Source organism: Rhodoferax sp. LS1P39 (assembly GCF_056521425.1).
The window spans coordinates 173,572-193,379 of sequence record NZ_JBWMAV010000004.1 but is presented as its reverse complement, the minus strand read 5'-3'; the positions used below and the strand labels follow the sequence as shown (position 1 = coordinate 193,379).

Annotated in this window: 15 protein-coding genes; 10 read left to right on the top strand and 5 right to left on the bottom strand. The window is 63.4% G+C overall.

Annotation, left to right across the window (positions count from 1 at the left end; genetic code table 11):
• Window positions 1-99: 99 nt before the first annotated feature.
• The 3 genes from AC097O_RS09510 to AC097O_RS09500 are packed head-to-tail and all read left to right on the top strand — an operon-like array spanning window position 100 to window position 2,950.
• Window positions 100-1,359: a multidrug effflux MFS transporter gene (locus tag AC097O_RS09510; protein WP_479592559.1), complete on the top strand. Its 1,260-nt coding sequence runs from the start codon at window positions 100-102 to the stop codon at window positions 1,357-1,359.
• Window positions 1,356-2,297, top strand: coding sequence for a tRNA (adenosine(37)-N6)-dimethylallyltransferase MiaA (gene miaA / locus AC097O_RS09505; RefSeq protein ID WP_479592558.1), 942 nt, complete (start codon window positions 1,356-1,358; stop codon window positions 2,295-2,297). The genes AC097O_RS09510 and miaA overlap by 4 nt, the downstream gene beginning before the upstream one ends.
• The gene (locus AC097O_RS09500; protein WP_479589373.1) at window positions 2,294-2,950 is read left to right on the top strand and encodes an ABC transporter ATP-binding protein; all 657 of its coding nucleotides are present in this window, start codon (window positions 2,294-2,296) and stop codon (window positions 2,948-2,950) included. The genes miaA and AC097O_RS09500 overlap by 4 nt, the downstream gene beginning before the upstream one ends.
• 56 nt (window positions 2,951-3,006) lie before the next feature.
• Here AC097O_RS09500 and AC097O_RS09495 read toward each other — a convergent pair whose 3' ends face one another.
• Complete coding sequence (locus tag AC097O_RS09495; protein WP_479592557.1) at window positions 3,007-5,055, bottom strand: hypothetical protein; 2,049 nt, start codon at window positions 5,053-5,055, stop codon at window positions 3,007-3,009.
• A gap of 159 nt (window positions 5,056-5,214) precedes the next feature.
• Here AC097O_RS09495 and AC097O_RS09490 point away from each other — a divergent pair, with 159 nt between their 5' ends.
• Window positions 5,215-7,746, top strand: a complete 2,532-nt coding sequence (locus AC097O_RS09490) for an FtsX-like permease family protein (protein ID WP_479592556.1) — start codon at window positions 5,215-5,217, stop codon at window positions 7,744-7,746.
• Between the two features lie 20 nt (window positions 7,747-7,766).
• Here the strand turns inward: AC097O_RS09490 and AC097O_RS09485 are convergent, their stop codons facing one another.
• Window positions 7,767-9,374, bottom strand: a complete 1,608-nt coding sequence (locus AC097O_RS09485; RefSeq protein ID WP_479592555.1) for a methyl-accepting chemotaxis protein — start codon at window positions 9,372-9,374, stop codon at window positions 7,767-7,769.
• Between the two features lie 124 nt (window positions 9,375-9,498).
• Between AC097O_RS09485 and AC097O_RS09480 the strand changes: the two genes are divergently transcribed.
• Window positions 9,499-10,599: a lipocalin-like domain-containing protein gene (locus tag AC097O_RS09480; RefSeq protein ID WP_479592554.1), complete on the top strand. Its 1,101-nt coding sequence runs from the start codon at window positions 9,499-9,501 to the stop codon at window positions 10,597-10,599.
• 568 nt (window positions 10,600-11,167) lie between these two features.
• Here AC097O_RS09480 and AC097O_RS09475 read toward each other — a convergent pair.
• Complete coding sequence (locus AC097O_RS09475; RefSeq protein WP_479592553.1) at window positions 11,168-11,548, bottom strand: VOC family protein; 381 nt, start codon at window positions 11,546-11,548, stop codon at window positions 11,168-11,170.
• A gap of 682 nt (window positions 11,549-12,230) precedes the next feature.
• On the opposite strand from AC097O_RS09475, the gene AC097O_RS09470 reads away from it, so the two are divergent.
• The gene (locus AC097O_RS09470; RefSeq protein WP_479592552.1) at window positions 12,231-13,661 is read left to right on the top strand and encodes a hypothetical protein; all 1,431 of its coding nucleotides are present in this window, start codon (window positions 12,231-12,233) and stop codon (window positions 13,659-13,661) included.
• 32 nt (window positions 13,662-13,693) lie between these two features.
• On the opposite strand, the gene AC097O_RS09465 is transcribed toward AC097O_RS09470, so the two are convergent.
• Window positions 13,694-14,623, bottom strand: a complete 930-nt coding sequence (locus AC097O_RS09465) for an AraC family transcriptional regulator (protein WP_479592551.1) — start codon at window positions 14,621-14,623, stop codon at window positions 13,694-13,696.
• A 227-nt stretch (window positions 14,624-14,850) separates the two neighbouring features.
• Between AC097O_RS09465 and AC097O_RS09460 the strand changes: the two genes are divergently transcribed.
• Both AC097O_RS09460 and AC097O_RS09455 read left to right on the top strand, forming a co-directional pair.
• Window positions 14,851-15,066 carry a hypothetical protein gene (locus AC097O_RS09460; RefSeq protein WP_479592550.1) on the top strand — a complete coding sequence of 72 codons (216 nt, stop codon included), beginning with the start codon at window positions 14,851-14,853 and terminating at the stop codon, window positions 15,064-15,066.
• Window positions 15,063-15,767, top strand: a complete 705-nt coding sequence (locus AC097O_RS09455) for a hypothetical protein (RefSeq protein WP_479592549.1) — start codon at window positions 15,063-15,065, stop codon at window positions 15,765-15,767. Before AC097O_RS09460 ends, AC097O_RS09455 begins: the two co-directional genes overlap by 4 nt.
• Window positions 15,768-15,831: 64 nt before the next feature.
• Here AC097O_RS09455 and AC097O_RS09450 read toward each other — a convergent pair whose 3' ends face one another.
• Window positions 15,832-16,779 carry a LysR family transcriptional regulator gene (locus tag AC097O_RS09450; protein ID WP_479592548.1) on the bottom strand — a complete coding sequence of 316 codons (948 nt, stop codon included), beginning with the start codon at window positions 16,777-16,779 and terminating at the stop codon, window positions 15,832-15,834.
• A 186-nt stretch (window positions 16,780-16,965) separates the two neighbouring features.
• Here AC097O_RS09450 and AC097O_RS09445 point away from each other — a divergent pair, with 186 nt between their 5' ends.
• On the top strand, window positions 16,966-17,967 hold the full coding sequence (locus AC097O_RS09445; RefSeq protein ID WP_479592547.1) for a TRAP transporter substrate-binding protein: 1,002 nt from the start codon (window positions 16,966-16,968) through the stop codon (window positions 17,965-17,967).
• Between the two features lie 52 nt (window positions 17,968-18,019).
• A complete protein-coding gene (locus tag AC097O_RS09440; protein WP_479592546.1) occupies window positions 18,020-19,801 on the top strand; it encodes an IlvD/Edd family dehydratase in 1,782 nt (593 codons plus the stop codon).
• The last annotated feature ends 7 nt before the right edge of the window (window positions 19,802-19,808 follow it).

The window sequence follows — 19,808 nt, the reverse complement described above, 5'->3', positions numbered from 1 at the left end:
AGTACCGCGCTGATTTCTCGGTTTCTATTTTTGCCATGAATCGTCAAACGTCCCTGGCGCAATTGGTTATGACAAGCTTCTATTTACCTTTCTAAACCAATGCACCAACGATCCCCGCATGTATCTTTGAGCGCCCCTACTACCATGCCCCCCGGCCTGGTGGTACTGTTTTTGTCGCTGCTGCTGGGCATACAGCCCATCACCACCGACCTGTACCTGCCCGCCCTGCCCAGCCTGACCACCGGTTTTGCCGCCAGCATGGCGCAGGCCCAGCTCACGCTGACGGCGCTATTGCTGGCGTTTGGCAGCTCGCAACTGGTGTGGGGCCCGCTGTCGGACCGGTTTGGCCGCCGCCCGATCTTGCTGGCCGGGCTGGCGGTGTACACCGTGGCGGCGCTGGGCAGCGCGCTGGCCCCCAGCATGGACCTGCTGGTGCTGTGGCGCACCCTGCAAGGCGCGGCCATGGGCGCGGTGGTGATGTGCGCCCGGGCGCTGGTGCGCGACCTGTACCCACCCGAGCAGGGCGCGCGCGCCATGTCCAAGGGCTTGTCGGGGCTGGCGGTGATTGCCTGCATCTGCGCCCCGCTGGGCGGGCTGCTGTCGGAGATGTTCAACTGGCGCGCCGCACTGCTGGTGCTGGCCCTGTTCAGCGCGGCCACGCTGGCCCTGGTGGCCTGGCGCTTTGTGGAAACCGTGCCGCGCACCAATCCGCAGGCGCTGCGCCCGGCGGTGCTGTGGGCCACCTGGCGGCTGATTTTGCGCAACCCCACCTTCTGGGCGTTTTCGCTGCTGGCCACGGCCTCGTACAGCGTGCTGTTCACCGTGCTGGCATCGTCGTCGTTTGTGTTTATCCAGGTGCTGGGCCTGGCCACCACCACCTACGGGCTGGTGATGTTTTCCATCAGCTTCATCTACCTGCTGGGCACGTTTTTGTGCCGCCGCTTGCTGGCGCGTTTTGGTGTGCGCCGCACCGTAGCCATCGCCGCCGGGCTGTCGCTGGCCGGGGGCAGCACCATGGGCCTGCTGGCTTGGGGCGGCTGGCACAGCCCGGCCGCCATCGTGCTGCCGTTCTGGCTGGTGGCGCTGGCCCACGGCATCCACCAGCCGTGCAGCCAAAGCGGTGCCGTCGGCCCGTTTCCGCAGGCGGCAGGGGCCGCATCGGCGCTGAACGGCTTTTGCATGATGCTGGCCGCATTTTTTGTGGGCCGCTGGCTGGGCGTGCGCATGGACGGCACGGTGTTTCCGCTCACCAACGGCGTGTGGTTCTGGAGCGTCTGCATCGCCCTGGTGGGCTGGACGCTGGTGCAAAAGTTCGGCCCCCCCGCTCCTCTCGCGCCTCCCGCACCGCCCAAACCATGAACGCCCTGCCCCGTTGTATCGCCCTCGCAGGCCCCACCGCCTCCGGCAAAACCGCCGCCGCTTTGGCCATTGCACAGCGCTGGCCGGTAGAAATCGTCAGCGTCGATTCGGCCCTGGTCTACCGGGGCATGGACATTGGCACGGCCAAGCCCAGCGCCGCCGAACTGGCCCAGGTGCCGCACCACCTCATCAACATCCGCGACCCGCTGCAGGCCTACAGCGCGGCTGAATTTGTGCAGGACGCCGAGCGCCTGCTGCAGGAGATCACCGCCCGGGGCCGCCTGCCGCTGCTGGTGGGCGGCACCATGCTGTACTTCAAGGCGCTGTTCGACGGCATCGACCCCATGCCCGGGGCCGACCCCGCCATCCGCGCCGCCATCGAAGCCGAGGCCGCCGCTGCAGGCTGGCCCGCCATGCATGCCCAGCTGGCGCAGGTAGACCCGGTCACCGCCGCCCGACTGCAGCCCATGGACACCCAGCGCATCCAGCGCGCGCTGGAGGTCTGGCGCGCCTCGGGCCTGCCCCTGTCCAGCTTCCACGCTACAAAAGACATAGCTGCTACCGCCCACCGAATAAGCGCTACCACCCTTATTTCCTTAGAACCCGCAGACCGCGCCTGGCTGCACGAGCGCATCGCCCTGCGCTTTGAGCAGATGCTGGCCGGTGGATTTCTGGACGAAGTTAAAACCCTGCGCGCCCGCGGCGACCTGTACCCCGATTTGCCCAGCATGCGCTGCGTAGGCTACCGCCAGGCCTGGGAGGCATTGGACGGTACGCTGCCGGTGGTGGAGCTGCGCGACCGGGGCATCTTCGCCACCCGCCAGCTCGCCAAACGCCAGGTCACCTGGCTGCGCAGCATGCCGCAGCGCCAACTCGTGGCCTGCGACGCGCCGGATGCGCTGCAACAGGTGCTGGCGCGGGTGGAGGCAGCCCTATGAGCCTGCCGAGCCTGTATATCGAAAACTTGGGCAAGCGCTACGGCGACAGCACCGTGTTTGCCAATGTGTCGCTGCAGGTACAGCCCGGCGAATTCGTCGCCATCATCGGCGAATCCGGCGTGGGCAAGTCCACCCTGCTCAACTGCATGGCCGGGCTGGACAGCTGGGACAGCGGCACGGTAGCGATCGGCGGTGTGGACCTGGGTGGCCTCGGCGACGACCAGCGCGCCCTGCTGCGCCGCCAGCAGGTGGGCTTTGTGTTCCAGGCCTTCCATGTGTTGCCGCACCTGGATGTGGCGCAAAACGTGGCCCTGCCGCTGATGCTGCTGGGCCGCCCCGATGATGCCCGCGTGCAAAGCCTGCTGGCCGACGTGGGCCTGGAGGGCCTGGGCAAGCGCCTGCCGCAGCAGCTCAGCGGCGGCCAGCTCCAGCGCGTGGCGATTGCCCGCGCCCTGGTGCACCGCCCGGCCCTGCTGCTGGCCGACGAGCCCACCGGCAACCTCGACCCCACCACGGCGGCCAGGGTGATGGACGCCTTGCTGGCGCAAACCCGCGCCCAGGGTGCGGCCCTGGTGCTGGTCACGCATTCGCAGGCCGCAGCGGCGCGGGCGGATAGGGTGCTGCAGCTGCGGGTGGATGGAATTCATGCATAAAAGGCAGCTAACGCTTATCGCACAAGGTTTTATAGCTTCATTTTCAATAGCGATTTTTAAGGATTGGCAGGCGCCGGTTTCGGGCCGGTTGCCCCCCGCTGGCCCAGCAGCTTGGAGATCAGGTCAAACCAGAACGGTGCGCCAAACGACACCATGAAGGCGGTGATGAACCAGCCCAGCAGGTCCCTGGGGCCCACATCCGCCCACACCACCGGCTTTTGTAGCGACGGAATCCGCCCCAAAAAGGCCTCCGCCTGGTCCGCGTCTTTCTTGGTCACTTTGACCGCATCGGCATATTGCGCCAGCACCTCGGTCCAGGCCAGCGCCAGGGGGGTGAATTTGGTGGATTGACCCTCGGCCGAAGTAGTGCCCTCCAGGGCTGCGGCCAACTCGTCCATCTCAAACAAGGCTTTCGACAGGCCGGGGTGCCAGACCACCGCGTCCGAAGCCCACACCCCGCGCAACTCGGCCACCCGGGTTCCAGGCTCTTTTTCGGGGAGTAGCTTGCTTCCTAGCGCGCAATTCGACGTATCGGGGGCCGATGCCGCTGATGCGGGCGATGCCGCAGCCGCTATGGAGGCCGTGCAAAGCGCTTTGCGCAAGCTGTCCCGATCGGTGGGCTCCATCTTTGTGCCTTCGGGTTGGCGGGCAAACCGGGTCCCGGTCTGGTGCTGGGCCATGAACATCGCCGCCAGGTACTGGCCCGATGTCAGCAGGCGTGCCCGCACGGTGTCGCGCAGACTTTGCCAATCGACCACGGCCTCGCGCGCTGCGCCGATCTGTTGCGCCGTGGGGGCACTGGCAGTTTGCGCATTGGCGCTGGCCACCGCAGACACGGCCTGCTGGGCTGCCTGGGCGGTTTTCAGCCACTGGCCTTGTTTGTGCAGGCTCAGCAAAGCCGCCTGCTGGGCCATCACCGGGCGACCGCCTGCGAGGTAGATGTTCTCGGCAGCGGCCACCCCGGCCAGGCGCAGGTTGGGGTCGTGGGCCAGGTCCTGCACCACGCTCAGGGTGTTGACGTTCATGCTGACCGCCGCCACCAGGCCCAATACCCCAAGCATCATGGTGACGTTGCGCTTGAACCAGCCGCTGGCGCGGTCCATCACATCCTCGTACCAGTGCTCTACGCCCTTGAGCAATGTGTCCACGGTCACGGTGGCATCGGCCAGCAGAGGGCGCAGCGCCTCCTTGAGCGCAGTGGGCAGCGGGGCGGTGGCCAGCAACTTTTGGACGGCAACGGGTACGGCGGTATCCACCACCAGGTCTCGCCCTGCGATGCGCACCGCCAGCAAGCACAAGGCATCGGGGCCAATCAGCGTGTGCAAGGCCACTGGGGACAGCACCTTTTGTGCTTTCCCGAGGCGTTGGCTGATCCACGTCCGCCAGCTTGTCGGCAGCACCTCCAGCGACTTTTTTGCAGCATGCAAGATGGCTTTGAGGTGCAGGGCAACGGCGGGCGGGTTGGCCATGGAGTCCAGCTCCGCCAGCCAGGCATCCAGCGTTGCGCACGCATCTTCTGCCGTCTTTTCATCCAACGACCGCAGCAGCGCCGATGCCATGTCCAGCAAAGGTGTGGTGGAGGCTCTGTCCACGGTATTCAGTGCCGCTGCCCATAGCGGCCCAACGGCAAGCTTGCCTAGCAGCGCAAGGCCCGGCCCCTGCAAAGCCGGGTCAATGCACCAACTCAGCATCTTCAACCGGTCCAGCAGGGCCTGGGCAAACACGCGTGAGGGAATATAGGACGGAGGCGACGCGCCCCCGGTCGACAAATGCGGCGGCTTGCGCAGGGACTTGATCAGGCCATGGGAAAACATGCCTAGCGGATCGGCCAGGCTGCCCGCGTCGGAATTGCTGGCCGCCTTGCCGCCTTTTTTGGTGGCGTTCAACGTGGAACGTCGGAAGAAATTCCACCCACGCCAAACCAGCAGTTGCGGCACCCGGCCCGTGCCCAGCACCATCTCGCACACAAAGCGCTCCAGCGCCTTGGCCCGCACATTCAGCAGCATGGAGTTGATGGCCTCCACACCGTACGAACACGCCATGGACAGTAGCCAATACAAGGCAGCCAGCGAAATGATGATTTCCAGCACAGCGGTGAGGTTCATGGCAGGGCTCCAAAAGCCACACCAGTATGGTCAGGCACCAGGGGCGGCGCATCCTCAAAATGGGGGAATCGCCATCACAATGGGGGATCGCACAGGCACTTTGTGCTTATGTCTACTGCATCAGTAGCTCCTATTTTTATAACACCTATGATGCAGGCTATGCCCTTACCGTCCCCCCTGCGCGCCCTGCTTCGCACCTACTCCTGGCAAGAACTCAAACACCACCCCTGGCGCAACGCCGCTGCGGTGGTGGCGGTGATGCTGGGGGTGGCGTTGGCGTTTTCGGTGCAACTGATCAATGCCTCGGCGCTCAGCGAATTCTCCAGCGCCGTCAGCGCCGTGGGCGGCCAGCCGGACCTGGAGCTGCGGGCCACGCAGGGGCGGTTCGACGAGGCCATTTATGAACGCATTGCCACCCATCCCGACGTGGCGGTGGCCAGCCCGGTGCTGGAGGTGGCGACCTTTGCGCTGGACGCTGCCGGGCAACGCGTGCCGCTGAAGGTGCTGGGCGTGGATGCGCTGGTGGTGGCAGCGGTGGCCCCGGGCCTGATGCCGGTGCCGGGAAAAAATGCTGACCGCCTGGCCCTGTTTGCGCCCGATACGGTGTTTTTAAACCCCGCCGCCCAGCAGGCGCTGGCCCTGCCAGTGCGGCTGCTCAGCGGCGAGACACTGCAGGTGGCGGGCTCGGTGGCGGCCACCGGCCCGGCGCTGGCGGTGATGGACATTGGCGCAGCGCAAGACGCATTCAACGCGCTGGGCCAGCTCTCGCGCATTGATCTGCGGCTGCGTGCCGGGGTGGACCATGCGGCCTTTCTCACGTCGCTGGCCCTGCCGCCGGGCATCACCGCCGCCGAGCCGGGCGATGCGGCCCAGCGGGTGAGCAACCTGTCGCGGGCCTACAGGGTCAACCTGACGGTGCTGGCGCTGGTGGCGCTGTTCACCGGGGCGTTTTTGGTGTTCTCGGTGCTGTCGCTCAGCGTGGCCAAGCGGGCGCAGCAGTTTGCGCTGCTGGGCGTGCTGGGCCTGACCGGGCGCGAGCGGCTGCAGCTGGTGCTGGCCGAGTCGCTGGTGCTGGGCGGCATCGGCAGCCTGGCGGGCATTGCCCTGGGTACCGCGCTGGCAGCGCTGGCCCTGCGGGTGCTGGGCGGCGACCTGGGCGGCGGCTACTTTGCCGGGGTGGCACCGCGCTTGCAGTGGGATTCGACCGCCGCACTGGTCTACGGTGCTTTGGGCGTGGCGGCTGCGGCGGTGGGCGGCTGGTGGCCGGCGCGGGCGGCGCAGCGTTTGCCTGCGGCGCAAACGCTCAAAGGCCTGGGCGCAGATTTGGGGCGTACCTCGGCCAGCTGGATAAGTTGGGCGCTGATCGCCCTGGGCCTGCTGCTGGCGCTGGCCCCGCCAGTGTGGGGCATTCCGCTGGGCGCCTACCTGTCGGTGGCCTTGCTGCTGGTGGGTGGCATTACCGCCCTGCCCTGGCTGATTGCCGCGCTGTACGACCGGCTGGCCCCGTGGTTGAACCACCGGCTGCTGCCCATGCTGGCCATCGAGCGGGCACGCCGGGTGCGGCAGAGCGCGGCGGTGGCCGTGAGCGGCGTGGTGGCCTCGCTGAGCCTGGCGGTGGCGCTGACGGTGATGGTGGCCAGCTTTCGCGACTCCATGGTGCAGTGGCTGGACGTGGTGCTGCCCGCCGACCTGTATGTGCGCAGCCCCACTTCCAGCGCGGGCAACGATGCACTGACCCTGCCGCCCCGCTTGGTGCAGGCCGTGGCGCAGATCCCCGGCGTGCAGCGCGTGGCCACCCAGCGCAGCCGCGCCCTGCTGCTCGACCCCGGAAAACCCAGCGTGGCGCTGATCGCCCGGCAGATCGGCGACCCCACCCGCAGCCTGCCGCTGTTGGGCGATGTGCTGCCGGTGCCCCAGGGGCAGATAGGCATCTATGTGAGCGAGCCCATGGTGGACCTGTACGGGGCCCGGCCCGGCACCACCTTTACGCCACTTTCCAAGGCTTTTAGGCCTCTAGACCAAGATACATCGGCGCAGCAAGCTACTTTTTTTGTAGCGGGTGTATGGCGCGACTATGCCCGCCAGTTTGGCGCTATCAGCATGGAGCAGGCCGATTTTGTACGGCTGACGGGCGACGCGCAGGTCAACGACATGGCACTGTGGTTGGCCGACGGCGCGCAGGAGGCGGCGGTGCAAGAGGCCATCCGCGCCCTGACCGAGTTGCCGCTGGAGTTCTCGTCGGCGGGCCAGATCCGCGCCATCTCTTTGAAGATTTTTGACCGCAGCTTCGCCGTGACCTACTGGCTGCAGGCCATCGCCATTGCCATCGGCCTGTTTGGCGTGGCGGCCAGCTTCAGCGCCCAGGTGCTGGCGCGGCGCAAAGAGTTTGGCCTGCTGGCCCACCTGGGGCTGACGCGGCGGCAGATCTTGGCCGTGGTGGCCGGTGAAGGCGCGGCCTGGACGCTGATCGGCTCGGTGGCCGGGCTGGCGCTGGGGCTGGCCGTGTCCATGGTGCTGGTGTTTGTGGTGAATCCGCAAAGCTTCCACTGGACCATGGACCTGCACCTGCCCTGGCCCCGCCTGCTGTTGCTGTGCGCCGCCGTAGTGCTGGCCGGTACGGTCACGGCCTGGCTGGCCGGGCGGGCAGCGGCCGGGCAAGACGCGGTGCTGGCGGTGAAGGAAGACTGGTGATGGGCCCCAAGGCGACCAGGCTATGCCAGCGCCAGGCCCGGCAGCTGGAACTGCCCGGCCACGTCGCGTAAGTCACTGGCCTGTGCTTGCAGGCTTTGGGCGGCGGCAGCGGTTTCTTCCACCACGGCGGCGTTTTGCTGGGTCATCCGGTCCATCTGGTACACAGCCGCGCTGATGTGGGACATACCCTGGTTTTGCGAACGGCTGGCAGTGGCAATCTCGCCAATGGCCTGCGCCACCTGGCCCACAGAGCCCACCATCGTGTCCATGGTGTCGCGGGCCTGGTGTACCTTGTCGGAGCCCAACTGCACCATGCCCACCGAGGCGGCGATCAGCACCTTGATCTCGCGGGCGGCCACCGCAGAGCGGTTGGCCAGCGCGCGCACCTCTTGCGCCACGACCGCAAACCCGCGCCCGTATTCCCCGGCCCGCGCAGCCTCTACCGCCGCATTCAGCGCCAGGATGTTGGTCTGGAACGCAATGCCGTCGATCACCGCCGTGATCTCTTCGATCTTGCGCGACGAGGCGTGGATCTCGCCCATGGTCTGCATCAGGCTGGTGATGGCCACCCCGCCACGGGTCGCATGGTCCATGGCCGACTGGGCCAGGGTCTCGCCCCGGGACGATGCCGCCAGCGACTGCTGCAGGCTGCCCACAATCTGCTCCACCGCCGCTGCCGTCTGTTGCAGGCTGGCAGCGGCCTGCTCGGTGCGGTTGGACACATCCAGGTTGCCGCTGGCGATCTCGCGGGCACCGTCGGCCACATGGTGGCTGGAGCTCTGGACATGGGCCACCAGGGTGTGCAGCGACTGCTGCATCCGGCCCAGTGCCGCCAACAGGTGGCCGCCTTCGTCGCGGTCGTGGCCGGTAATGGTGTCTCGCAGGTCCAGAGCCGCCACCCGGTTGGCCGTGTCCACCGCCCGCTGGATCGGCCCGGTGATGCCGCGCACCAGCCACACCGACAGCCCACTGCCCAACACCAGCGCCACCACGCCAAACACCACCAGGCCCCATTGCGCGGTGCGGCTCACCTGGCCGATATCCACCACCGAAGCGGCAATCTTGGCGCGCTGCGCGCCCTCCAGCAGCGTCACCTCGGCCAGCAAGGACTGGGCGGCGGGCGTGTAACGGGTGGTGTAGACCTGCTGGATGGTGGCGGTGACCCCAAAGTCGCGCGCCTGCACCAGTTCCTGCAAAGCCTTTGCAAAGTCGGCATCGGCGCGCCGGATGCGGACCAGGGCGGCCTGGTCTGGCGGCGCGCGCAGCACCGGGGCCATCCGCGCCAGCAGGGCCGCCACCTCGGTGGCCGTCTTTTGCATCTCAGGCAGCAAAACCGCCCCCACCTCGGGCTCGGAGCTCAGCGCAAAACCCTTGGAGCGGGCGATGTTGATGGACACCTGTTGCAGCAAATCGCCCGCCAGGCGCTCGCTGACCAAGGCCTCGTCCACCATCTGCGCCGTCTCTTGCGACACCCGCTGTAGCGACCACACCCCCAGCGCCGAGCCCAGCAGGGCCACCGCCAGCACCAACACCAGCACCCCGCCAATGCGCCGGGAGAACCGGCCCGTACCTGGACGCAGTATTCCCACATCCGCATGGGAACCCGCCGAGAAACCTGCATCCACCATAAGCCACAACGCTTTCTACAACACCACCCCAAACACCCACCCTGACCGGATGGCAAGAAGCGGGTGATGGTGCACTGCGCCCGTGACAAGCGGATGAAACCGGTCGCGCAGCGACAATCAGCCCATGCTGCCCGCCCCACCCCGCTTGCTTTCTTCCGCCGGACTGCGCCGCCGCCTCCTGCTGCGCCTGGGCCCCGCCGCGCTGCTGTGGCCCGGCCATGCCCTGGCCTTGCCCGCCACCACGCTGCAATTTCCGCGCGACCTGGGCAGCCACCCGGACTTTGGCACCGAGTGGTGGTACATCACCGGGCGGGCCATCTCAGACAGCCGCGAGTTCGGCTTCCAGCTCACCTTCTTCCGCAGCCGCGTGGCCGCCACGCAGACGATGCAGTCGCGCTTCGCTGCCAAGCAACTGCTGTTTGCCCACGCCGCCATCACCGACGTACAGGGCAAAAAGCTCTGGCACGATCAGCGCATCGCCCGCGCCGGTTTTGGCGTGGCCCAGGCCAGCGAGTCCGACACCGCGGTGCGCCTGCGCGACTGGTCGCTGGTGCGCACAGGCACGGACTACACCGCCGAGCTGCCCGCCACCGGGTTCGGCCTGCACCTGCAGCTCCGCCCCACCCAGCCGCTGGTGTTGCAAGGCAGCCAAGGCCTGTCGCGCAAAGGCCCCCACATCGACCAGGCCAGCTACTACGTGAGCCAGCCGCAGCTGGCGGTCAGCGGCCACCTGCAACTGCAAGGCCAGCGCTTCGAGATCCAATCGGACACCAGCCGCGCCTGGCTGGACCACGAATGGAGCAACGCCTACCTGCACCCCGAGGCCGCAGGCTGGGACTGGCTGGGCATGAACCTGCAAGACGGCAGCGCCCTGATGGCCTTCCGTATTCGGCACAAGGACGGCAGCACCCTGTGGGATGGCGGCTCGCACCGCACCGCCCAGGGCACGCTGACCATCTTCCCACCCGGTGAAACCCGCTTCACCCCCGGGCGCGTGTGGACCAGCCCGGCGAACCAGGCGCGCTATCCGGTGGAATGGGCGCTTGAAACGCCCGTTGGCCGCTTTACGGTGCAAGCTTTGTTGGATAACCAGGAGCTGGACAGTCGCGGGTCCACGGGTGCCGTGTACTGGGAAGGCCTGAGCCGCCTGCTGGACGCGCAGGGGGTTTTGATCGGGCACGGGTATTTGGAAATGACGGGGTATGCGGGGGCGTTGCGGATGTAGCCAGTGGGGTCGGATCGCGATTGCGCGCTGGGATGCCTATTTCCGTAGCGGTGCTTGCCCGCATTCGTGCTCCGACCCCTCTGGCGGGTTGGGTACCACGGTGATCGTCGGCCGGGATATGCGCCCGGCGGCGCAGTCACCTTTCTTTGAACGCCAAAGAAAGGTAACCCAAAGAAAGGCGCCCCAACTGTCTGCGCCCTCCGCTGGCGCTACGGGAACCTGCGGTGCTTCGCTTTGGGCGGGGTCTGGCTAAACTCGCTGGCGCTCAGACAACGCCAGCCCTGATCCGCCCAAAGCTGCGCTCCTCGGCGCATACAGATGGGGACCCCGGGGATCGGAAGCAGGATCGGCCCGGCTGCGCCGGGCATCGCTCCGGTCGCGAACTTGGGGTGGCGTTTGGCTCTCGGCGCACCATTTGATTGGGTTTAAAATTACTGCCTATTTTCAGGTGCCAAAATGGCAGCTAGCGCTTATTACATAAGCACGAGCAGCTCCTGTTTTTTACTATCAAAAGAGAAGCAATGTGTGCCTACTGCGTAAGGGCACACCCATGGCATCGGCGCACCCATTAGCCGATGTCCTGGTGGATGCACAGGTAGTTGCCCTCGGGGTCCTTGAACCAGGCCGCCTTCTCTGCGCCCAGCACGCACACGTGGTCCACCGTCTTGAACCCTGGCAGGTCGTAATCCTCGAACACCACCCCGGCCTGCTTCAGCGCGGCAACGCTGGCACCGATGTCGGGCACCTGGAAGCTGATGGCCGTGTGCTCTGCCTTGGTACCCTCCGGCTTGGGAAACAGCGCCAGCGTGCTGCCACCCACCTGGTAGATGAACTTGCCGTCAGGCCGAAAGCCACTGGGCACCAGGCCCAGGCAGCGTTCATAAAACGCGCGCGCCCGCTCCATATCCACCACGGGCAGCATGGTCGTCACAGCAGCATGGGCCAGCATATGCAGTCCTTTCGCGTTTTCCGGCGGCACGGGTGCAAGGGCATCTACGCCTTTGCGCCGGTACGGGGATTAAGCATAGGCCGGGAAGTGGCAAAGTGCCAATCGGGCGAGGCGGGTCTTGGGTACTAGGGACCTGCTGCGTTCAGCATTGCCAGGTTTTCAGGCCAATTTCAGGTGCCAAAATGGCTGCCTGTGCTTACCAGACCAGCACGAGTAGCTCTTTTTTGATTATCAAAAGATAAGCAATCTGTGCCGACTGCGCGGGCGGTAGCCAGAGGGGTCGGATCGCGATTGCGCGCTAAGAAGTTTGTTGCCGTGCCGCCTGCTGACCCGCATTCGTGCTCCGACCCCTTTGGCGGGTTGGCGATCCTTGGGTGCGTGCCCGCATCCCTGGCCGGGATATGTCCCCCAGCGCCGTAATCTCTACTGCAAAGATTTGGCAGGCTATAGTGGCTGATCCTCTGAAATACGGGGCTTGTCTGGATTTTTATTCTTTTATAGAAACACATTGCCCGCATGAAAAACCAGTCTGCAAGCCGTTTCCAGAAGATTATGATGGATGATTTAAACCTCAGCAGCCGATTTAAATCTAAGGGTTTTCGGCCTACATCGCATCAGACGTTTCACGTCAAAAATCAGTGTAATTTTAGCGAAAAATCAAAATCGTAAGCAGAGAGCAATTATGACGAATGCCATTTCAAATCAAAACTCAAGATCACTTACAACTACAGATACGACAAAATTCGAGGAATACTTATTATATCTTGGACTTCCAACGGAAAACATTATTGCACCCTTGCCAGAGAGACAGAAAATCGAAACAAATTTGCCGGCCTTTGTACAGTCTCTGGACCCGAAGACGCGACAAGAAGCCCGCTACCTGTCTAAATTCGTTGCCGGCGCAGCAATTGGATTATTTGATGCCTCATTAAATTACATATGGAATGAAGTTGTATTAACACTGAGAAAAAAGGCCATTGTTTACGGCCTCGACATGTTTTTTGATGCAGCAACAGGCGGAGCAAGAAGGGAACTTTACCAAACAGAGGACGACCTGCAAGGTCTAAAAGACAATACCCTTATAAATACCAGTCGAAAGCTGGAGCTTATTTCAGACATCGTCTACACCAAGCTCATGCACATCTTAACGATGCGAAATGATATTGGTGCATCACACCCTAATTCATACTCAATAAATGCATTTGAGTTGTTGGGGTGGTTGCAGACTTGCGTCCAGGATGTATTAAACGACCAGCCTTCTGAGGCTGCAATTCAAATTAGAGCTTTTATTGACAATCTTAAGAAGTCAACTACTGCTTTGGAAGCGGCCGCTGTAAAGAGCATGGAGCGCCCACTTTCTGAGCTATCCCTGCAAAATACAGATAACCTACTTAATAGCATCTTTGGCGTCTATGTCTCCGACAAGACTGATGCTATCGTTAAGAAAAACATTTCTCTTGTTGCTCCGCACATTTGGGGCAAGGCCAGCGATGAGGTTAAATACAAGCTTGGCATATCAATAGACGGATACAAGAATAATTTGTATCAGGAAAAATTTGAACTTGGCAGCGAATTTTTTGAATTCTGCGGTGGAAACAAATACAGATCTCTTGAATCAAGAATCATTGTACTGGATGAGCATATCGAAAACCTTCTGGAAGCACGCTATAGCTGGGATAATTTCTACAACGAACCCCAACACATGCGCCACATCATGTCCTTCCTCACAAGCGAGAAAGACATTCCATTTGAACGTGCCCAAAAAATCATAAAAACCGTTCTGATTTGCCGAATTGGTAAAGGCATCCCTTACAACCAGGGCGTAGCGCCCTCCGGCAAGCCGCTGTACGATAAATTCTTCTCATTGCTAGGAGACGCAAACATAGTTTTGATTCTAATTGCCATGCACAGCAATGAAATCAGAGGCATGCTTGATAACAAAATTTGCCAACAGCAAATGCTGGCTATTTTGCAAATAATTGAGAAAAATGTAATTACCGAAAGAATAAAGGAAATCCTAAACTATGTTAAAGCGAATCCTCTTATCCTTCACAGACTGCACACCGACTCAAAATACAAAGACCTCACCAAAAACCACATCAAATGGAACTGACGAGATATTCTCCTAAGAGAAACTTCTAACCCCTACCCCTCCGCAAACCGCCCCGCCACCTGCTTTCTAAACTGCGTCGGCGTCATCCCCTTCACCTCCAGAAACCGCCGGTTGAAATTCGCCACGTTGTTGAACCCCACCGCATAACACACGCTGGACACATAGCTGTCGCGCTCCATCAGGAGTTGGCAGGCGCGGTTGATGCGCAGGCGGTTGACGTAGGTGGTGAAGGTCAGGCCGGTGCTCTTGCTGAAGAAGCGGGAGAACGCGCTCTCGCCCATGCCGACCAGCTCGCCCATCTCGCCCAGGGGCAGGGCTTCGGCGTAATGGGCATTGACATGGGCGACCACCTTGTTGATGGCCGACAGGGTGTCGTCGGGGCCGGTCACCGGCAGCGAGTCGCTGGAGAGCAGGCGGTAGTCGGTGCAGCGGCCCAGCAGGCACAGCAGCTGGGTGAATTCGGCAAATCGCTCCAGGCCGTGGCTTTGTTTGATGCGGTAGAAGCGTTCGCGCACGGCATCGCTCAGGCCGAAGAATTCGATGCCATGGCGGGCACGCTCCAAGAGCGGCAGGGTTTCTTCCAGCTCGCGGATCACGCGCATGCCGTCGCGCAGCGGCTCTTCGCGAAACTGGACGACCAGGCTGCGCACCGCCAGGCCGTCGGGCGGCAGGTCGGTACTGACCCAGTTGTGCGGCAGGCGCGGGCCGGTCAGCACCAGGTGGCCGGGCTCGAAGAAGCCCACGTAGTCGCCCACAAAAGCCCGGCCATGCGCGCCCACGATGAGTTGCAGCTCGTACTCGTCATGGCAGTGCCAGCGCTCCAGCGGTGTGGGGCTGCCGTGCTCGAAACAGCGCACAAAGTCATGGTCCACCGCCGCCTCGTAGCCCAGACGCGGGTCGCGCACCAGGTCGTGCTCGATCTCGGGGGCGATGTTGCGGCGCTTGGTGGAGGTGTGTGGCATGGTTTGCACTCAGTGGAATGGGGCAAGGCGTGTTGCGGGTACCGCAACGATAAACACAAGTGTCTGTGAATTTGATACCCAAATATGCGATGCAGGTACGCGTTTGCAGCGGGTAATGCAGGATTACCCCGGCCAACGGGCCAAGCACCACAGGCACTGCCCACTATGCCAACATCACCCTGCTGTGAGAAAATCCAACTATGCTTAAAACCACTCTCCAAAAGACAGTGCAATCGCTCCCCGGCGCGCAAGCGCACCTCTCGGTAGAGCAGCGTGTGCGTGCCATAGGCCGCCAAATCCAGAAGGATTACGGCGTGGTGGTGGTGCCCAAACGCGGCAAAGCGTCCAACCCCTACGACATGACGGCAGAGGAAGCTATCCAGATCATGCAAAAGGCGGGTATTCTGACCAAAGCAGGCCAGCTCAGCACTTCCTACAAGTGAACTCCGGGCAGCTGGTCGTGGCCTACCACGGCTGCGATGTCACTTTGCGCGACGCGCTGGTCAGTGGCCGCACCGACCATCTTCTGCACAGCAACAACAAATACGACTGGCTGGGCTCTGGCGCGTATTTTTTTGAGAATGACTTTGAACGGGCCCTGCTGTTCGCGCAAAACGCACACGCCCACCCCGCCAAGCGCTACACCGCCATACCGATTGCCACACCCGCCGTGGTGGGTGCCATCCTGTGTATATCGCGCTGTCTGGACATGACAACGCAAGACGGCATACGCGAATACACCCACGCGCTCAAGCCCCTGCTCCAGGGTTTTGCAGAAAAGGACACACCACCGCCCACCAACCACGCGGCCTCGTTGGACGATACCGAAGTCATCCGGCGAGAGCTGGACCGGTCGGTCTTTGAGTTCATCCACCAAGCACGGGAAAGTCGGCCCGAACTGCCCAACTTTCAAGCCGTTCGTGGCGCGTTCCAGCAAGGCAAGGCCTTGTCGGATGCCTCCGGCTTCAAGGAAAACACACACATCCAGATCGCGCTGCGTGACGATAGCTGCGTACTAGGCTGGTTTCTACCGCCGGGCTTGCAGCTTCTTACCGCAGAGCAACTGCAAGAAGCCCACAAGCGCCTGGCCCAACAAAAATCTGCAGGCAAACCCAGAGTGCGCGCGAATAGCCCGGCCCGATAATTTCCACGTCAAATCAGCCCTTAACGCCCATAAATAGGGCGCAAGAAGCTATCATTTTTAACAATCACGCGCCATCCACCCCCAACCCCGCCATGCCCAGCAGCACGGCCATGAACGCCTGCGCCGCCGGGGTGGGTGGCTCGCCCAGGCGGGTGATCAGGCCGTAGTCGGGCATGCGGTCTGGCAGGTCTACCGGGATGCGGGCCAGCAGGCCTTTTTGCACGTATTTGACGACCAGGGCGGCGGGTTGCAGCGACAGCATCTGGGTGGTTTGCAGCAGCTCCAGGGCGAACAGGAACGACGGCGTTTCGACCACGCCCGAGGTGGGTTGCTGGCCGGTACTGGCAAAGATGTCGTCCGACACCTTGCGCACAGCGGTAGACGGCGGGTACAGAATCCACGGCCAGTGAACCAGCTCGGTCAGGCCTAAATTGGCAGTGCCGCGCAGGGGATGGTCGGGCCCGGCCACCACCTGCAGCGGCTCACTCGACAGGCGGGTGTACTGGAACTGCGCCCGCTGCGCCTCATCGGTGAAGCGGCCAATCATCAGGTCGATCTTGCGCTCGGCCAGCCAGGTGATGAGCTGGTCGCTGCTTTGCTCCAGAATTTTCAGCACCAGCAGCGGGCGCAGGCGCTGGATTTCGGCCACCGAGGCAATCAGCAAATGGGCCGCCGATCCGCTGATGGCCCCAATCGCCAGGTACCCGTGGCCGCCCTGCTGCAGGGCGTTGAACTCGTCCACAAACTTGCGCTGCCCGGCCAGCGCGCTCTGGGCATAACGCAGGGTGAACAGCCCCAGCTCGTTGGGCCGCATGCCGCGCGGTAAGCGGTCGAACAGGCGGGCCTGGAAGATGTCTTCGATGTCCACCAGGATCTTGGTGGCCGCCGGTTGGGTGATGTGCATCTGCTCGCCAGTGAGGCGCAGGTTGCGGGTCTGGCCCAGGATGTCCAGAAACTGCAAATGCCGAAACCGCAGCCGCCCGCAGGCCTGGGCCATGGACAAAGGTTTCATAGACAAGGGTTTACCAGAAAGAGACGCGTGAGCCATAAGCGTTTGGAATGGGTTGCCGCAAATATTTCAGTGGACTCTAACCGCTGCCGGGCCTAACCTCCGCGCTGCACCACGACTTTCCAGCAAAGGAGAGCGCGGTGCCGATGGCACACCCATCGCGCCTTAGCCATTCCATTGGAGACACATATGAAGCTGAAATCCCTCGCCGTGGCCGCCACGGTATTCGCCATGCTGGCCGGTCCTGTGGCAGCCCAAATCAGGGAACATGCGTTCAAGGTAGGCATCGGCCTGAGCGACGACCACCCCCAGGCCCTGGCCGTCAAGTATTTTGGCGAACAGCTCATGGCCAAGAGCGGCGGCAAGATGAGCGCCAAGCTGTTTGCCAGCGGCTCGCTGGGCAACGACGTGAGCATGACCTCGGCCTTGCGCGGCGGCACCCTGGAGATGACGGTTCCCGACAGCTCCACCCTGGTGTCGCTGGTCAAACCCTTTGGCGTGCTCAACCTGCCGCTGACCTTCAACACCGAGCAAGAAGCCGATGCCGTGCTGGACGGCCCCTTCGGCCAGAAGCTGCTGGCCAAGCTGCCTGAAAAAGGCCTGGTCGGCCTGGGCTACTGGGAAAACGGCTTTCGCCACGTGACCAACTCGCGCCGCCCCATCACCAAGGCCGACGACATCGCCGGGCTGAAGCTGCGCGTGATCCAGAACCAGTTGTTCCTCGACACCTTCAGTGCCCTGGGTGCCAACGCCACGCCCATGCCATTTACCGAGCTGTATTCGGCCATGGAGAGCAGCGCAGTGGACGGCCAGGAGAACCCGCCCGCCACGATTCTGGCCAGCAAGTTCTTCGAGGTGCAAAAGCACCTGGTGCTGTCGCGCCATATGTACAGCGCCTGGGTGCTGCTGATGTCCAAAAAGACCTGGGACGGCCTGAACGCGCAAGAGCAAAAAATCGTGGCCGATGCCGCCCGCGAGGCGACGCTGTATGAGCGCAAAACCATCCGCGCCTTCAGCGAAAAGGCCGTGGGCGAGCTGAAAAAGGCGGGCATGCAGGTCACCGAACTGCCCGCCGCCGAGCAAGCCAAGATGCGCACCAAGCTGCAACCCGTGCTGGCCAAGTTCAGCAAGGAGTTTGGTGAAGACACCACCGCCGAGATGGCGGGCGAGCTGGCCAAACTGCGCAAGTAAACCCACAGGGTGGCCGTGCGCCACCCTCCGTTTTCAGAACAAAAAAAGCACCATGGAAAAAACACCCGTCCGCCCCTTCCGCTCCCGCGACTGGTTTGCCGACCCCGCCCGCTCGGACATGACCGCGCTGTACCTGGAGCGCTTCATGAACTACGGGCTCACGCCCGAAGAGCTGCGCTCGGGCCGCCCCATCATCGGCATTGCCCAGACCGGCAGCGACCTGTCGCCCTGCAACCGCATCCACGTAGACCTGGCGCGGCGGGTGCGCGAAGGCATCCGCGATGCGGGTGGCATCCCGATGGAATTTCCGGTGCACCCCATTTTTGAGAACTGCCGCCGCCCCACCGCCGCGCTGGACCGCAACCTGGCCTACCTGGGCCTAGTGGAGATTTTGTACGGCTACCCGATTGACGCGGTGGTGCTGACCACCGGCTGCGACAAGACCACCCCTGCGGGCATCATGGCCGCATCGACCGTGGACATTCCGGCAATCGTGCTCTCCGGCGGGCCGATGCTGGACGGCTGGCACAACGGCGAGCTGGTGGGTTCGGGCACGGTGATCTGGCGCAGCCGCCGCCAGCTGGCCGCGGGCGAAATCGACGAAGAAGAGTTTTTGCAGCGCGCCTGCAGCAGCGCCCCATCGGCCGGCCACTGCAACACCATGGGCACAGCGTCCACCATGAACGCGGTGGCCGAGGCCCTGGGCTTGTCGCTGCCAGGCTGCGCCGCCATTCCGGCCCCGTACCGCGAGCGCGGGCAAATGGCCTACGCCACCGGTCGGCGCATCGTGGAGATGGCCTATGAAGACCTGCGTCCCTCGCGCATCCTGACGCGACAAAGCTTTTTGAACGCCTTGTCGGTGGTGAGCTGCGCGGGCGGCTCCAGCAACGCGCAGGTGCACATCATGGCCATGGCGCGCCACGCCGGGGTGGATTTGCAGCCGCAAGACTGGACCACCCACGGCTACGACCTGCCCCTGCTGCTGAACATGCAGCCTGCAGGCAAATTTTTGGGCGAGCGCTTCTTCCGCGCGGGCGGCGTGCCCGCGCTGATGTGGGAGCTACAACAGGCAGGCCGCCTGCACGGCGATGCCTTGAGCGTCACCGGCCAGCCCATCGCCGCCAACCTGCAAGGCCGCGAGACCAACGACCGCGAGGTGATCTACCCGTTTGCCGCGCCGCTGATGGAGAAGGCGGGCTTTCTGGTGCTGAGCGGCAACCTGTTCGACTTCGGCATCATGAAGACCTCGGTGATCTCGCCCGCCTTCCGTGCGCGTTACCTGAGCAGCCCCGGTGCCGAGGGCATCTTCGAGGCGCGTGCCGTGGTGTTCGAGGGGGCCGACGACTACCACGCCCGCATCAACGACCCCACGCTCAACATCGATGAAGGCTGCATTCTGGTGATGCGCGGCGCGGGGCCGATCGGCTGGCCGGGCTCGGCCGAGGTGGTCAACATGCAGCCGCCCGATGCGCTGATCCAGCGCGGCACCATGACCCTGCCGACCTTGGGGGATGGCCGCCAGTCGGGCACGGCAGACAGCCCGTCCATCCTCAACGCCTCGCCCGAGAGCGCGGTGGGCGGCGGCCTGAGCTGGCTGCTGAGCGGTGACACGATACGCATCGACCTCAACGCAGGCCGCTGCGATGCCCTGGTGCCGCCGGAAGAAATTGCCCGCCGTTTGCGAGAACTGCCCGCCCCGCCCATCCCGCCCAGCCACTCCCCCTGGGAAGCGCTGTACCGCGAGAAAACCGGCCAACTGGCCGACGGGGCCACGATGGACTTTGCGCTGGACTACCAGCGCATTTCCGAAAAAACACCGCGACACAATCACTGAAAGAACA

Coding starts and splice junctions, on each gene's coding strand:
- AC097O_RS09470 (WP_479592552.1), top strand. CDS start 12,231: ATGACGAATGCCATTTCAAATCAAAACTCAAGATCACTTACAACTACA.
- AC097O_RS09510 (WP_479592559.1), top strand. CDS start 100: ATGCACCAACGATCCCCGCATGTATCTTTGAGCGCCCCTACTACCATG.
- AC097O_RS09485 (WP_479592555.1), bottom strand. CDS start 9,374: ATGGTGGATGCAGGTTTCTCGGCGGGTTCCCATGCGGATGTGGGAATA.
- AC097O_RS09465 (WP_479592551.1), bottom strand. CDS start 14,623: ATGCCACACACCTCCACCAAGCGCCGCAACATCGCCCCCGAGATCGAG.
- AC097O_RS09445 (WP_479592547.1), top strand. CDS start 16,966: ATGAAGCTGAAATCCCTCGCCGTGGCCGCCACGGTATTCGCCATGCTG.
- AC097O_RS09480 (WP_479592554.1), top strand. CDS start 9,499: ATGCTGCCCGCCCCACCCCGCTTGCTTTCTTCCGCCGGACTGCGCCGC.
- AC097O_RS09490 (WP_479592556.1), top strand. CDS start 5,215: ATGCCCTTACCGTCCCCCCTGCGCGCCCTGCTTCGCACCTACTCCTGG.
- AC097O_RS09450 (WP_479592548.1), bottom strand. CDS start 16,779: ATGAAACCTTTGTCCATGGCCCAGGCCTGCGGGCGGCTGCGGTTTCGG.
- miaA (WP_479592558.1), top strand. CDS start 1,356: ATGAACGCCCTGCCCCGTTGTATCGCCCTCGCAGGCCCCACCGCCTCC.
- AC097O_RS09475 (WP_479592553.1), bottom strand. CDS start 11,548: ATGCTGGCCCATGCTGCTGTGACGACCATGCTGCCCGTGGTGGATATG.
- AC097O_RS09495 (WP_479592557.1), bottom strand. CDS start 5,055: ATGAACCTCACCGCTGTGCTGGAAATCATCATTTCGCTGGCTGCCTTG.
- AC097O_RS09500 (WP_479589373.1), top strand. CDS start 2,294: ATGAGCCTGCCGAGCCTGTATATCGAAAACTTGGGCAAGCGCTACGGC.
- AC097O_RS09440 (WP_479592546.1), top strand. CDS start 18,020: ATGGAAAAAACACCCGTCCGCCCCTTCCGCTCCCGCGACTGGTTTGCC.